The sequence below is a fragment of the Brooklawnia propionicigenes genome (genome assembly GCF_030297015.1).
In the GTDB taxonomy this organism is placed as follows: domain Bacteria; phylum Actinomycetota; class Actinomycetes; order Propionibacteriales; family Propionibacteriaceae; genus Brooklawnia; species Brooklawnia propionicigenes.
Genome location: NZ_AP028056.1, coordinates 162,281 through 176,465, shown reverse-complemented (window position 1 = coordinate 176,465; position 14,185 = coordinate 162,281). Strand labels below are relative to the sequence as shown.

At 66.9% G+C, this 14,185-nt stretch carries 7 protein-coding genes; 2 read left to right on the top strand and 5 right to left on the bottom strand.

What is annotated here, in order from left to right; all coding sequences use genetic code 11:
• Window positions 1-33: 33 nt before the first annotated feature.
• The 5 genes from QUE25_RS00775 to QUE25_RS00755 all read right to left on the bottom strand — a co-directional run bounded on the left by QUE25_RS00775 (window position 34) and on the right by QUE25_RS00755 (window position 6,058).
• Window positions 34-948, bottom strand: a complete 915-nt coding sequence (locus QUE25_RS00775; RefSeq protein ID WP_286266639.1) for an NAD-dependent epimerase/dehydratase family protein — start codon at window positions 946-948, stop codon at window positions 34-36.
• On the bottom strand, window positions 945-2,519 hold the full coding sequence (locus QUE25_RS00770) for a class I adenylate-forming enzyme family protein (protein WP_286266637.1): 1,575 nt from the start codon (window positions 2,517-2,519) through the stop codon (window positions 945-947). Before QUE25_RS00770 ends, QUE25_RS00775 begins: the two co-directional genes overlap by 4 nt.
• A complete protein-coding gene (locus QUE25_RS00765; protein WP_286266635.1) occupies window positions 2,516-4,468 on the bottom strand; it encodes a cytochrome P450 in 1,953 nt (650 codons plus the stop codon). Before QUE25_RS00765 ends, QUE25_RS00770 begins: the two co-directional genes overlap by 4 nt.
• Window positions 4,465-5,466, bottom strand: a complete 1,002-nt coding sequence (locus QUE25_RS00760) for a 3-oxoacyl-ACP synthase III family protein (protein WP_286266632.1) — start codon at window positions 5,464-5,466, stop codon at window positions 4,465-4,467. Before QUE25_RS00760 ends, QUE25_RS00765 begins: the two co-directional genes overlap by 4 nt.
• Before the next feature lie 67 nt (window positions 5,467-5,533).
• Window positions 5,534-6,058 carry a DUF1697 domain-containing protein gene (locus QUE25_RS00755; RefSeq protein ID WP_286266631.1) on the bottom strand — a complete coding sequence of 175 codons (525 nt, stop codon included), beginning with the start codon at window positions 6,056-6,058 and terminating at the stop codon, window positions 5,534-5,536.
• A 244-nt stretch (window positions 6,059-6,302) separates the two neighbouring features.
• On the opposite strand from QUE25_RS00755, the gene QUE25_RS00750 reads away from it, so the two are divergent.
• Together QUE25_RS00750 and QUE25_RS00745 are read left to right on the top strand one after the other, a co-directional pair.
• Window positions 6,303-11,339, top strand: a complete 5,037-nt coding sequence (locus tag QUE25_RS00750) for a 2-oxoacid:acceptor oxidoreductase family protein (RefSeq protein ID WP_286266629.1) — start codon at window positions 6,303-6,305, stop codon at window positions 11,337-11,339.
• 10 nt (window positions 11,340-11,349) lie between these two features.
• Window positions 11,350-14,178 carry a sulfide/dihydroorotate dehydrogenase-like FAD/NAD-binding protein gene (locus QUE25_RS00745; protein WP_286266626.1) on the top strand — a complete coding sequence of 943 codons (2,829 nt, stop codon included), beginning with the start codon at window positions 11,350-11,352 and terminating at the stop codon, window positions 14,176-14,178.
• Window positions 14,179-14,185: the final 7 nt, after the last annotated feature.

The following is a 14,185-nucleotide window of genomic DNA, read 5'->3' as shown; positions in this document are numbered from 1 at the left end:
AGTTGGCGGCTCTGCCGGCGCGTGCGTCTTCGGCTACCAGGCCTCGGCGCCGCTCAGTGTCGTGGTGAACGGGCGGTATCCCAACTGGCGGCGCGCAGCGGCGATGTCGAAGGTGCGTTCGACGCCGAGTTGGCTCACCGCATATCTGGTCAGTCGCGGCCGGGTATGCCGAAGCGCCGCCCTCAACTCGGCGAACCGGGCGGCCTGCCAGGCAGCTGAGAATGGTATGGCGATGATCCGCGCCGGCAGATCGGCGCGGGCCAAGAACTCGGTGATGACCTCGGCAAGGTACACGGGCTCGGCGTCCGCGATGTTGAAGACTCCCGACGGGCCGTCGGGGTCCAGCGCGCACCGCACCGCCTGGGTCAGATTGTCGATGTGGGTGAGCGAATGCCGCACCTGCGCACCCGCCGGCAGGACCAGGCGACCATGGCGCACCGACTGCAACAGGCGGGGCAGCAGCGTCGTGTCGCCGGGCCCGTAGACCGCATGCGGACGCAGAATCACCGCGTCCGTGCCGGCCAGGAGCCTCTCGGCGGCTGCCTTGGATTCCGGATAGCTGCTGAGATGCCGGTGCGGCGCCGGTTCGTTCTCCCTGGCCATGACACTCGGCCGGAAGGCGTCGTAGACACTCGATGTCGACATATGCACGAACCGGCAACCCGCGAACGTCTCCAGCACCCTGCGCGTGCCACCGAGATTCGAGCGCATCGCGGCATCCCGCGGCGCCCAGTCGTCGGCCAGTGCCGCGCAGTGCACCACCGCATCGATGTGGTGCGCCTCATCAGGGGCCGCGGAGTCGAGATCCCAGATGACGTAGTTCCCGCGTGGGTGCTGCCAGCCGTGCGGGCGGCGTCCGAATCCGGTGACCTGGTGACCGTCGTCTGCCAGCGCCGTGGCCAGCGCGCCACCCACGAATCCGCTTGCCCCGGTGACCGCGATCCTCATCGCGCGTCCCTCAGATAGGCAGCGACCTGACCGGCCAAGGCCTTGCGGTCGAGCTTGCGGCCACGTCCCGAGCGGGGCAGATCGTCGATCGTGAGTACCAGATCGGGCACCGCGCCGGCGTCCAGCAGGCCGGGCAGTCTCCGGGTCACCTCACGGGCCAGCCGATGGTCGGTGGCCAGACCCACCCCGGCAGCGTGCTCGGGCACGACGACGAGCACGATCCGATCATCGCCGATCTCATCGGGTAGCCCGATCAGGGCCGCCTCGGCCACACCGGCGAGCCCGGCCACCAGTGGCTCGTAGAGTCCCGGATAGATGTTCTGCCTGCCCCTGATGAACATGTCCTTCTTGCGTCCGAGCGAGACGAGTTGGTCGCCGTCGATACGGGCCAGGTCGCCGGTGTGCAGTTCGCCGAGCGGGTTCTCGGGAAGATCGGCGAGGTAACCACGGGCCAACCCGGGCCCGCTCAGCACGAGTTCGCCGTCATCGATCCGGGCCGTGACACTCGGCACAAGGCGTCCGAGCCGGTCCCCACCGGCCGGGTCGGTGCCCGCCCGGAGTTTCGCAACTCCGTCGGCGATCGCCACCGGAAGGATCTCGGTCATCCCGTAGACGGCGCGTATGGCGGCGTCCGGAAAGCGCGCGTGCACCCGCTCCAACAGCGGACCCAATACGGGTGCACCACCCATCACGATGGTCTCCAGGCCGGCCGGGCGCAGCCGGGCCGAATCATCCAGCGCGCGCAGCATCGAATCCATCACCGCGGGCACCACGAAGATCAGTTCGGTATCGCGCAGCAGCCGCAGGTAGTGCTCGGGACGCGCGCCGGCGTTGGCGCCCGGCGGTGGGATCGTCCAGTGCGCGCCCGCGATGAGTGCCGGCACGCCCACCATCAGCTGGTCGGTGAGCACCCGCTGGCCCGGCCGCATGCCCACGCCGTCGGCGAAATCCGTCAGTCCGGCCCCCAGTGAGCCCCGCGAGTGGACGACGCCCCGCGGCGTGCTGGTCGTCCCGCTGGTGAAGACGATCAGGGCCTCGTCGTCCAGGTCGACCGAAACCGGCCGACCGTCAGGTTCATGCCGGTGCCCGGCCAGTCGTGACACGGGCACGGCGCGGCGAGGTGTACCGGGCAACCAGCCGCCCGCCCGAAGATGGCGGGCCTGCGGTACGAGCCGGGCATACGGCGCGAGCTCCAGTCCGCGCCGCCGGGCGAATCGGCGCAGTGGCGCGCTGGAGGCCAGATAGAGCAGCGATTCGGCCGCCACCCAGCGCGGGGCGGCCAGTCGCGCACGCGAGCGGAAGAGCGCCTCGCCTGCTCCCGGATCGGCGAAGACCACGACTCCGCCGGCGAGCACGATCCCCAGTGCCAAGATGACGGCTTGCGGCCCAGGACGCACGGAGAACAGCACGCGGTCACCGGGCTGCAGCCCTTCGGCCCGCAGCCCCGATGCCGTCGATCGGATGCGCCGTGCCAGTTCGGCATAACCGAGGGTCGTGCGACCCGATGTCAGGGCGGGTTGCTCGGCGCGGCTGTCGGCCGAGGCCAGCACGGCGGTCACCAGATCGGTCACGACGAACCCCGCAGCACGAGACGCCGGTACGACGGGATCAGCACCCCACGTGACGCCTGGCGTTCGACGATCCGCAGATTCCTGGCGGCCAGCACAGCGCCGAGCACCAGGTTGATCTGAGCCATCGCCAGGGGAGCGCCTAGACAGAAATGCACGCCGGCACCGAACCACAACTGCCTGAGCTGAGCCGCCGGGTTGGTTTCGGGGTCGAATTCGCCGAGCGCCCGGTTGGCCCAGTAGGTGCCGAGGATGATGCGCTCGCCCGGTGTGACCTCGACCGTGCCGATGCGGGTGGGTCGTTCCACCGAGCGCAACATCACCGGACTCGGGGTCGTCACCCGCAGCGCCTCGGCAACTGCAGCGTCCACCAGCTTCGGTTCGGCGCTCAACCGGGCGTGCCAGCCGGTGTCGACGAGGATCGCGGCGAGCCGGGGGATGAATGAAACGAGGGTCTCGGTGCCGGTCAGCACGAATGCTCCGACCGCTCCCAGCGCTTCGGCCTGAGTGAGTCCGAGGGCGCGCATGCGTCCCGGGACGGTCGATTCGTCCCCGGCGTACGCTGCGGCGGCGTGCTCGTCCAACTCGTGCATGACCTTGCGGGCGCGGGTGATCTGGCGCGGTGTCAGACTCGGGCGCGCCAGTGAGACGAACCCGGTGACCGTCGACGAACGCGCGAAGAAGCCGGCGTCGATGACCCCGGGTGGCAGCCCGACCAGCCGGCTGATCACGGCACTCGCCGCGTGCTGGGCATGGCTGACCAGATCGACTTCTTCTCCTCGCCGCAGCCGCTCGCTCAGCCGCTGGGTGGCCGGCCCCAGCGAATCGGCGACCAGGTCGCGCACCGAACCGGGGGAGAACAGTGGGGCGAGCTTGCGGCGCAGCTCCAAGTGATCGGCGCCGTCCATGTTCATCAGGACGCGCGGCCCGAGCACGGGAGTCCACAGGTCGCCGGGTGAACCCGGACCACTCTTGCCGAAGCTGTCCGAATCCATCAGCACCGCACGCATCAGGTCGGCATCCTTCACCACCACGCCCAGACCCGGCACCCGGCGCACCGGGCCGCCGATCGCATCGATGAACGGGAAGGCCAGTGGATGCGCCGCGAGCAGCAGCCGCCGCTCATGGCGTGCGGCCAATGCGATCGAGGTGCGTGCTGGACGCTGCGCCAATGCTGGGTCGCGAATGTCGACTTCGGGGGGACAATAGGCGTGATCCTTATACCACAGCAGCGTGTTCGCGAGCCCCCAGGCCTGCGCCCGGCGGCTGGAGGCATACACCACCACATCGGATCGGCGCTGATAATCCCTGGTCAATCGCCGCACGGCGTTGACCAGCGCGCGGTCTTCGTGCAACTGCTCGATGCGGGTCCGGGGAAAGCCGCCGGCCTGCTCATACAGCCGGCTGGTGATGCCGACATTGCAGCCGGCCGCCATCATGTAGGGGCCTCGGTAGGCGGGGTCGCGGTTGCCGGGACGAATCCGCCCGAATGCCTCGGCCAGATGCACCGCGCCACGCAAGGCTGCTCTGGTCGGCCATCCGAGGCCCTCGTCCCGGCGGGGCACGAGTTCACCGCCGACCAGCGCCAGTCCCAGTCCGCCTTCGTGTGATGGAGTCAACGCACGCCGGACGGCAGCCGTCCAGTCGTGGCGCGGCAGGCAATCGGCATCGGTGCGGGCCAGCAGCTGCGCCCCACCGGCGATGGCCTCGCGCATGCCGGTATCGGCGGCGGCTCCGGTGCCCTTGAGCGGCTCGTGGACGATCCGCCAGCGCGTCAGGCCGTGACGGCGAATGAACGTCTCCATCAGCTGCACCGAGTCATCGGTCGAGGCGTTGTCGACGAAGACGGCGTCGAAGTCGGCATCGTCCTGGCCCGCCAGCGCCTCCAAGGTGGCCGCGATCCCGGATGCCTCGTTGTAGACGGGAACGACCACCGCGAGCCGGCGGCTCACAGCCGCACCGCCATCAAGCCGAGGCTGATTCCCCCGGCGAGGCCGATCAACAGCACCAGGCTGCCCGGCCCGATCATGCCGCGCCGCCGGGCGAGCTCCAACTGCAGGGGGAGGGTGACCGAGGCGAGGTTGCCGTGGTCCGCGACAGTGACGATGGTCCGGTCGGCGGGCACTCCCAGACGCTCCAGGATGGGCGGCAGGAAAGGCACCGAGACCTGATGGATGGCGACGAAATCGAAGTCGGTCGGCCTGCGCCGCTGCTGTCTCAGAAAGGTGGTGATCGGCTCGGGTCCAAGTTCCAGAAATGCCCGCTGCAGACTGCTGCCGTCCATATCGAAATAGGTCATATCCGGATCGTGGGCAGCAACGGTGCCGCCGCCGGGCAGTGTGCCGATATTCCAATGCCGGGAAAGCGCGTGAAACGTAGCGGCCTGAATGCCCCGCTGACAAGACTCGTCGGCCTCGAGAAGCACTGCCGCGCCACCGTCACTCATCGAATAACCGGGAAACGAACGGACGAATTGTGCCCGGTCACGCAGCTGCCAGCGGACCGCCGAGGTGGGTGCCTCCCCGCTGACGACGAGAATGCGCCGATGGCTACCGGCTCGAATCAATGCGTCGGCGATCTGCAGGGCATTGATGACCGAATTGCAGGCGTTCTTCACATCGAAGACCGGCGCACTCAATCCGAGCTTCGCGCTGACGATGTGGCTAGTGGCGGGCTCGATGAGATCCTGGCTGGCGCTGGCGAACATCAGCAGATCGATGTCGCCGGGCTGCTCGTCGATCAGCTTCCGCGCCGCAGCGACTGCCAGATCGGACGCCTGCCAGCCCTCCGGACGTACATGAACCCGCTGGACGCCGGTCAGGCGCGAGATGAGCCCCGTCGCGAGCCGCAGATGCCCATTTCGCTGTCGCAGTTCGACCTCGGTGTCGGCGGTGTCCTGGGTACGTTCTGGCAGGTGGGTTGCGACGCCGGAGATTCGGGTGGTGGGCATTGATCGAGCCTACTGGTTGGAAGGGCAACTCCTGGAATGCCCGCCGGCGGCGGCGCATCCCCCGGGATCACCCGATGATCTTCTGCAGTGTTCGCAGGTTGCGGTTCGTCGTGGTCGCCTTGTAGCGGGGTTTGGCCAGCAGTTTTGCGAACGTTGTGGAGGTAGTGGCGCCGGTGACCGGGTTCCAGTAGATCACCTTGTCGCCTTCGGCCACTGGATCCGTGAGTGGATCGAAGTCGGATGCGCCATCGAGAAGCTCGCGCCGCACCGCCTCCTCGGAACAGAAGATCACCCAGGGCTGCCGTCCGGGGTCGGAGGCGTCGAAGGGGAAACCGGCCACCGCCGCGGCCACCTCCTCGCGGCTGACCAGGACGATCCAGGCGTCGTAACCGAACCGCTCGCGCAGCGCCGTCTCGATGCCGGACTTGAGCCGTGCACGATCGCCTTCAGCGCTGAAGACGACATTGCCGGACGCCAGCACGGTGCGCACCTCAGTGAACCCGAGATCGGTGAACAAGGCCTTCAGATCCACCGAACGGACGGTGATTCCGCCCACATTGACACCCCGCAGTAGGGCTACCCACTCGGCCATGGTCACCAGGGTAGATGGTGCGGTCTCCATCTCGGTGAGGCCAGAGCATCGAACAACAAAGAAAAGGGCCTACCCCACTGCGCGGGCAAAATGATCCGGCGGCTATTCTTCTTTGAACCACGATCACGCCTCCAGACAAGGGCGCAGGCGGGGCACCGTATGAGTGATCGTGGCCGATGGCATCACCGGCTGCAGCGGGCAGCAGATGCCATCTTCGACCGCACGACAGGCGAGGAAACGCAGCATGACTGACAGCGCGACCCAGGACGTAGCTCTCGAATCACACGCGGACAAGCCGGGCGAGGCGAAATACCCCGGCAAGCCGGTGGTGATCAACGGCAACGGCGCCGTGGCGCACGTCATGAAGCATGTCTGCGGGGGAGTCATCGGCTATCCGATCACCCCGTCGACCGAGATCAGCGAGATCTACGAGGCCGCCCGTGCCGAGGGTCAGCTGAACGTCTGGGGCAAGCATCCGTTCTTCTTCGAGCCCGAAGGTGAGCATTCGGCTCAGTCGGGCGCGCTCGGCGCGGCACTGACCGGCGGTCAGTACGTGTCGAATGCGTCATCGAGCCAGGGCATCCTCTATGCGATGGAGTCACACTTCGTCACCGTCGGCAAGAAGGTGGGCGGCTTCGTCCTGCAGGTCGCGGCTCGCGTGGTGTCGAAGCACTCGCTGAACGTGATGGCCGGTCATGACGACATCTATGCGCTGCTGCCGTCGGGGTACACGGTCTTCTTCGGCGCGAATCCGCAAGAAGCCGCCGATCTCGCCGCGATCAGCTACCGCACCTCGGCCCTCACCCTGATCCCGGTCGCCAACGCGATGGACGGATTCGCCACCAGCCACATGCTGTCCGAGGCAAGGCTGCCCGAACCCGCGCTGTTGAAGGAATATCTCGGCGATCCGCAGGGCCGGATCGCCTGTCCGAGTGTGGCTCAGGAGATCGTCTACGGAGCCAAGGGCCGCGTGTGGCAGCTCGGCCGCTGGGTCGACCGCAAAGCGGCGGAGTTCGGGTTGCGCGAACTGGACGAGATCCGCCATTGGCTGGCGGGACACGCCGACGCCGTCGAGGCCGACAACGAGGGCCACCTCGTCGAGGAGACGCTGCGTTTCGTCCCCGACGACCTGGCTTCCCAGTGGCGCCGCCAATGGCTGGGCGCCTGGCAGAAGGGCACCCGGCAGGCGGTACCGGCGCTGGTGGATCCGACGAATCCCGGCCTGACCGGACCGGTGCAGAACCAGCCGGACTTCCAGGCCGGCATCGCCGACCACCGGACGCATTTCGCGGCCGAGGTCCCCAGGCTCGCCCGTCAGGCGATGGACGAGTACTCCGAACTGACCGGTCGCCAGTACTCGCCGGTCATCACCTATGACGTCGATGACGCCGACTACGTATTCGTCGGGCTCGGTTCGGTCTGCGATGACATCCGGGCGGTCATGCCCTACCTGCGCAGCCGCGGGATCAAGGTCGGTCTGGTGGCCGTCAAGCTGCTGCAGCCGTTCCCCGAGGCCGAGGTCGTCGCGGCGCTGCGCGGCAAGAAGGCCGTCACGGTCATGGAGCGCTCCGATCAGATGGCCCTCACCCAGTTCGTCAACCAGGCGATCTTCCGGGGTGCGGCCAATGCCGCTCATCCGGGGCGTTTCCCGGGTATCGAGCCCGTCGCCGAGATTCCGGCGATGACGAGCGCGATCTTCGGTCTGGGCGGTCACGATCTGCAGCCGCGTGATCTGATCGCGACAGCCGAGAACATGGCCGGAGAGAACGCCTCCCCGCTGGTCTACCTGGGATCGACCTTCTTCAGCGATGCTTCGGATCGCACGTACAGCGAGTTGGAGGCCAAGTTGGCCGCGGCCTACCCGGAAACCACGCTGATGGCGCTGCCGGTCGGTGAGAACCCGAAGCTGCTTCCCGACACCGCGCTGCGGATCCGCTTCCACTCGGTGGGCGGCTACGGCACGATCGCGACCGGCAAGCTGATGACCGACATCCTGGCCGGGGCACTCGGCCTCAATTCCAAGTCGGCTCCGAAGTACGGCTCGGAGAAGTCCGGCGCGCCGACGAACTACTACATCACGCTGAGCCCCGAGCCGGTGCTCATCACCAACGCTGAACTCGAAGACGTCGAGGTTGTGCTCTCGCCCGATCACAAGGTCTTTCAGCACACCGACCCACTGAAGGGCCTGGTGCCTGGCGGTACCTTGATCCTGCAGTCGAATCTGAGCCCCGAGCAGGCCTGGCGGGCACTGCCAGCGAAGGCTCGTCGGACGATCCGCGACAAGCACATCAAGTTCTTGATCATCGACGCGTTCTCGGTGGCCGCCGAGCATGCGCCCACCCCCGAGCTGCAGACCCGCATGATGGGCATCGCGTTCATCGGCGCGGTCGTCGGTGGTGTCGACCGCATCGTCCAGGACACCTCGCTCGACGCGCTGCGCGAGAAGGTCTACCTGCAGATCTCCAAGAAGTTCGGACGCAAGGGGACCGCGATCGTGTCGTCCAATATGGCGGTGATCGAAGACGGTCTGACCGCTGTCATTCCGGTGCCGTATGACGAGCCTGCCTACCTGACGATCGATGCGGAGTCGGCGCCGGTGAACTCGCGGGGGCTGGCATTGTCGTCGGCGATGTGCCCAAGCCCATGCGCTGCCTCCAATCTGTTCGATGCGGACTACTACGAGCGGATCATGGGCAAGCCGTTCCGTGACGGAACGGTGGGTCGTGCGCCGGTCTTCCCGGGTTCCGGGCTGTTCGTGCCATCGGGTACCGCCGCCGGCAAGGACAAGGGCATGTTCCGGCGCACCGTGCCGATCTTCGATGCCTCGCTGTGCACGGGCTGTATGGAGTGCACGCTGGCCTGCCCGGACGCCGCGATCCCCAATGCCGTACACGAGATCCATACGCTCATCGCGGCCGCGGTCGAGATGATCGAGGTGAACCAGCCGCAACGGGCCGCCATGCGCGATCACATCTACGGCATCGCTTCTCGGGTGCGTGAGTACTACCGCGCGGACAAGGACGCCGGCCCGCTGGCCGACCTGGTCGCCAAGGCAGCCGACGAGCTGGTGCCCGCCACCTCCGGGTCGTACCTGCGCCGCAACTTCGGGGCGTGCGTCGAGGTGCTGCGCGGCTTCCCGGTGGCACGGACCCGTCCCTTCTTCGATGCCATCGAACGCGAAACCCCGGGCAACGGCGGTCTGTACTCGGTGACCATCGATCCCTGGAAGTGCACCGGCTGTCTGGAATGCGTCGACGTGTGTGGTCCCGGCGCACTGACCGCCTTCGACCAGACCCCCGAGATCGAGGAGAAGCTGGAAAGCGGCTTCGAGTTCTTGTCGCGGACCCCGAACACTCCCGCGCGGTTCACCGCCGGGGCCGTGGATCCCGGTGGCGACACCAAGCGGCTGTTCCTCGATCGGGCGAACTACTACGCGGTGACCGGCGGCCATGGCGGATGCCGCGGCTGCGGTGAGGTCACCAGCACCCGCATGGTGATGGCCACCAGCCACGCCTTGGGCGCCAAACGCCAGTCCGAACAGCGGATCCTGCTGACGGCGCTCGTCGACGCAGTGTCGGCGACACTCGACGACGCCGTGGACATCACGCCCGAGCGGAAGGCCCGGCTGGAGGCCACCATCGCCGAACTCGAGAAGGGCCTGTACCTGCTCGAGGGCGGCCCGATCGGCAAGGCGCCCGCCACTACAGTGGTCGCCAACTCGACCGGCTGCTCCAGCGTGTATGCCTCCACCATGCCTTACAACGCCTTCACCGATCCGTGGGTGAACAGCCTCTTCCAGGACGCTCAAGCCCTGGCCAAGGGCATCTACGAGGGGCTCGCCGCCAAGGCGGCCGATCTGGTCAAGGCCGTCCGGGTAGCGCGTCTGGAACTCGAGGATGCCTACGATCCGGCCGTCCACGACCGCGAACTGGCCACCCTGGATTGGTCGGAGTTCACCGATGAAGAACTGGCATACCTGCCGACCGTGCTCACCATCGGTGGCGACGGCGCCAACTACGACATCGGTTTCGGTGCGCTCTCGCGCATCCTCACCTCGAGCACTCCGATCAAGATGATGGTGCTCGACACCGGCGGCTACTCCAACACTGGGGGCCAGGCGTCCACCGCCAGCTTCATCGGCCAGGACGCCGATCTGGCGCGGGTCGGCGCGACTGCCACCGGCAAGACCGAGGACCGCAAGGAGCTGGCGATTCTGGCGGCGTTCCATCCGAACACCTATGTGGCCGCCACGGCGACCGCCATGCAGGGACACTTCCTGCGCGCGGCCATGGACATGCTGAACTTCAGCGACGGTGCAGCCCTGATCGACGTCTACACACCGTGCCAGGGTGAGAACGGCATCGCCGACAACATGGCCAACGAACGCGGGCGGATGGCCGTCGCCTCCCGGATGGCTCCGGTCTTCGTGCACGATCCCCGCAAGGGCGACAATCTGCGGGACTGGTTCGATCTGGACGGTAACCCCGATCCTGGCAAACTGTGGACGACCCACACCATCGAATTCGTGGACGAGACCGGTGAGCTGCGACTCAAGGAATTCCCGTTGACCCCGGCGCAGTTCGCCATGGGCGAGGTCCGTTTCAAGAAGCAGTTCAGCAAGCTGCAGATCGATCAGGACGCCATTGCCGTGCCCGTCGAGGACTACATCGATCTGCCCGAGGCCGACCGTGCCACGCATGTGCCGTTCATCTGGTCCACCGACGGCGCCGACCGGCTGGTGAAGATCAAGGTCAGCCAGACGATCGTCGCGATGGTCGAAGGTCGTCGCCGCAACTGGCAACTGCTGCAGTACCTGGCCGGAGTCGACATCGAGCGGCTCAAGGCCTTGCACAAGTCCGATCTGGACGATCTGCAGTCGCGTTATGACGGTGCGATGGCCGCCCGCGAGTCGTCCATGGACGAGATCGCCCGCGCGATGAGCGAACTCGCCGCCTCGACCGCAGCCCAGCCGGTCACCACCTTTGGTGGCGGCTTCGGTGGATTCGGTGGACCGGCTCCGGCAGCGGCTGCCGCTCCTGCCGAGACCGGCCTGCCCATCGTCCGGCTCGACGCCGACGACATCGCCAAGTGCACCGACTGCAAGAACTGCTGGCAGGAATTGCCGGAACTGTTCGAACGCACCAAGGTGATCGTGGACGGTCAGACCCGCGATGCCGCGCGGCTGATCGCCGGAGCCGTCGACAAGGTGGAACCCACCGACGATCTTCGGCGGCGGATCGCCAAGGTCGTTGCCAACTGTGATGCCGAAATCATTCACTGAGGAGGCGGCCATGACCACGACAAGCCACGATGATCTGACCCGCTATCTTTCGGCGTCCCAGGCGCTCGCTCAGACCGCGACCGAGGTCGAGGAGCTGGCCCGCTCGGAGGCGGTGGAGACCTACCGGCGTCAGATCGATCTGCTCGGGCGCCGGTTGCAGACCAATCCGCGCGCCTTCCGCGACATGTTCATCTCCGACGGGATGGGGGCGATCGCCGCCGAGTTCCGCCAGCCGGAGCTGTCCGAGGAATTCACCACGGCCCTGTGGCAGAAACTGCTGCTGGGCAACGACGCATCCCTGGTGCTGATGCGTTTCGTCTGGAATCTGCCGCTGGGAGCCAAGCGCAAGTTCATCCGCGCGCTCGACAGCTACCTTTCGGAGCGCTACCCGGTGTTCAAGGGGCTGTCGGTCAACTGGCCGGCCGGCTCCTCGATTCCGCCGTATATCCGCACCCCCGAGCAGCGCAGCGAAGACTTCGAACTGGTCAACCAGGGCTACCTCGGCTACATGAACATCGGCTACACCCAGCGTGAGGTCGATCTGCTGGTCTGGCTGGAGGCATTGCGCGACAAGCAGTGCGCCGACAAGCCCTGCCAGCTCGGCGAGCTGCTGGCCGGACGCAAGGAGCCGCGCGGCGGCTGCCCGGTTCAGGTGCACATTCCCGACATGATGCAGCTGCTGGGTACCGGCCATTTCCGCGAGGCTCTCGATCTGATCGAGTCGATCAACCCGCTGCCGAACGTCACCGGGCGGGTCTGCCCGCAGGAACTGCAGTGCCAGTCCGTCTGCGCGCATTCGGGGCGTCCGATCGAGATCGGCCAGCTCGAGTGGTTCCTGCCGCAGCGCGACCGGGTCGTCGATCCGGACGGCAACATCGCGCGCTACGCGAACGTGCCCGACCCATGGCAGGTGGCCACCAAGCCGCCGGTCGCGGTGGTCGGCTCGGGGCCGTCCGGGCTGATCAATGCGTTCCTACTGGCGGCCGAAGGTCACCCGGTGACCATCTTCGAGTCCTTCCACCGGCTGGGTGGTGTCTTGCGTTACGGCATCCCGGAGTTCCGGCTGCCGAACTCACTGATCGACGATGTGGTGGAGAAGATCACCGCACTGGGCGGCCGCTTCGTCACCAACTTCGTGGTCGGCAAGACCGCGACCCTGGCCGAACTGAAGGAGGCCGGCTTCTCGCACATCTTCGTGGGCTCGGGCGCCGGCCTGCCGCGCTTCATGAACGTGCCCGGCGAACACCTGCTCAATGTGATGAGCGCCAACGAGTTCTTGACCCGGGTCAACCTCATGCAGGGTCACCGACCCGACCATGAGACTCCGTTGCCCGAATGCCGCGGCAAGAAGATCATGATCATCGGCGGCGGGAACACGGCGATGGACGCGGCCCGTACCGCGCGCCGACTCGGCGGCAAGGTGACCATCGTCTACCGCCGCACCCGCCAGGAGATGCCGGCCCGTGTCGAGGAGCTGGCGCATGCGCTGGAAGAAGGCATCGAACTGGCCACCCTGCGCTCACCCAGCGAGTTCCGCGGCGACGACCGGACCGGCTTCGTGAATTCGGCCGTGCTCGAGGTCATGGAGCTGGGGGCCCCGGACGCGTCCGGGCGTCGTCGGCCGATGGCCACCGGCACCAGCGAGACGGTGGACGTCGACCTGGTCATCATGGCGCTCGGCAACTCGGCGAACCCGATCATTCGCGATTCCGAACCCGAGCTGACGGTGACCACTGCTGGTGCCCTGGAACTCACCGAAGGCAGCCAGGCAACCTCGATCGGCGGCGTCTACTCCGGTGGTGACGCAGCACGTGGCGGATCGACGGCAGTCAAGGCCGCCGGGGACGGCCAGGCCGCAGCCCGGGAGATCAGGGAGGCGTCGCTGCTGCCTGCCGCGCAGATCATCGAGATGGTGGCCGGGGCAAAACGCTTCACCGATCTGGCCAGCGCCCCGAACACCATCATCGAGCGCCGCGAACTGCAGCCGAACATCATCGAGCTGACCGTCAATGCTCCGGTCATCGCCAAGAATGCGCAGGCCGGCCAATTCGTGCGGGTGCTCGCCGAGCCACAGGGAGAGCTGGTGCCGCTCACACTGGCCGACTGGGACGCCGAGGCCGGCACGATCGTGCTCGTCGTCCAGGGCATGGGCACCACCTCGAAGATGATCAACGCGATGAAGGTGGGGGACCGTCTCGAAGGCATCGCCGGCCCGCTGGGCCAGCCCAGTGAACTGCACAAGATCGCCGACGATCAGACCGTGGTCTTCACCGCCGGCGGTGTCGGACTGCCGCCGGTCTACCCGATCGCACGAGCGAACCTGCAGCTGGGCAATCACGTCACGCTGATCGCGGGATTCCGCAGCGCCGACCTGCTGTTCTGGGTGGGCGAGGGCGAACGGGTGGACGAACTGCAGGCCGAGTTCGGCGATCAACTCGAGGTGATCTACACCAGCAACGACGGCTCGTTCGGCATCGAGGGGTTCGTGACCGTGCCGCTCAAAGATCTGCTCGACGCAAACCAGCGCGGCGAGGGACGCCCGATCGCCGAGGTCACCACCATCGGTCCGCCGATGATGATGCGCTCGGTCTCGGATCTGACGAAGCCCTACGGAGCCAAGACGGTCGCCTCGCTGAACTCGATCATGGTGGATGCCACCGGCATGTGCGGGGCCTGCATGGTCCCGGTGCTGATCGACGGCAAGCTGATCCGCAAGCACGCCTGCATCGATGGGCCCGAACTGGACTCGCATGCGATCGACTGGGACAAGTTCTTGCCACGGTTCAATCTCTTCAAGTCGCAGGAACAACAGAGCAAGATCAAACACGGGTGGGTCTGACGGCGGA

Bases quoted from the DNA above. Each gene is read 5' to 3' on its own strand.
- QUE25_RS00760 (WP_286266632.1), bottom strand. From the start codon at position 5,466: ATGCCCACCACCCGAATCTCCGGCGTCGCAACCCACCTGCCAGAACGT.
- QUE25_RS00745 (WP_286266626.1), top strand. From the start codon at position 11,350: ATGACCACGACAAGCCACGATGATCTGACCCGCTATCTTTCGGCGTCC.
- QUE25_RS00755 (WP_286266631.1), bottom strand. From the start codon at position 6,058: ATGGCCGAGTGGGTAGCCCTACTGCGGGGTGTCAATGTGGGCGGAATC.
- QUE25_RS00775 (WP_286266639.1), bottom strand. From the start codon at position 948: ATGAGGATCGCGGTCACCGGGGCAAGCGGATTCGTGGGTGGCGCGCTG.
- QUE25_RS00750 (WP_286266629.1), top strand. From the start codon at position 6,303: ATGACTGACAGCGCGACCCAGGACGTAGCTCTCGAATCACACGCGGAC.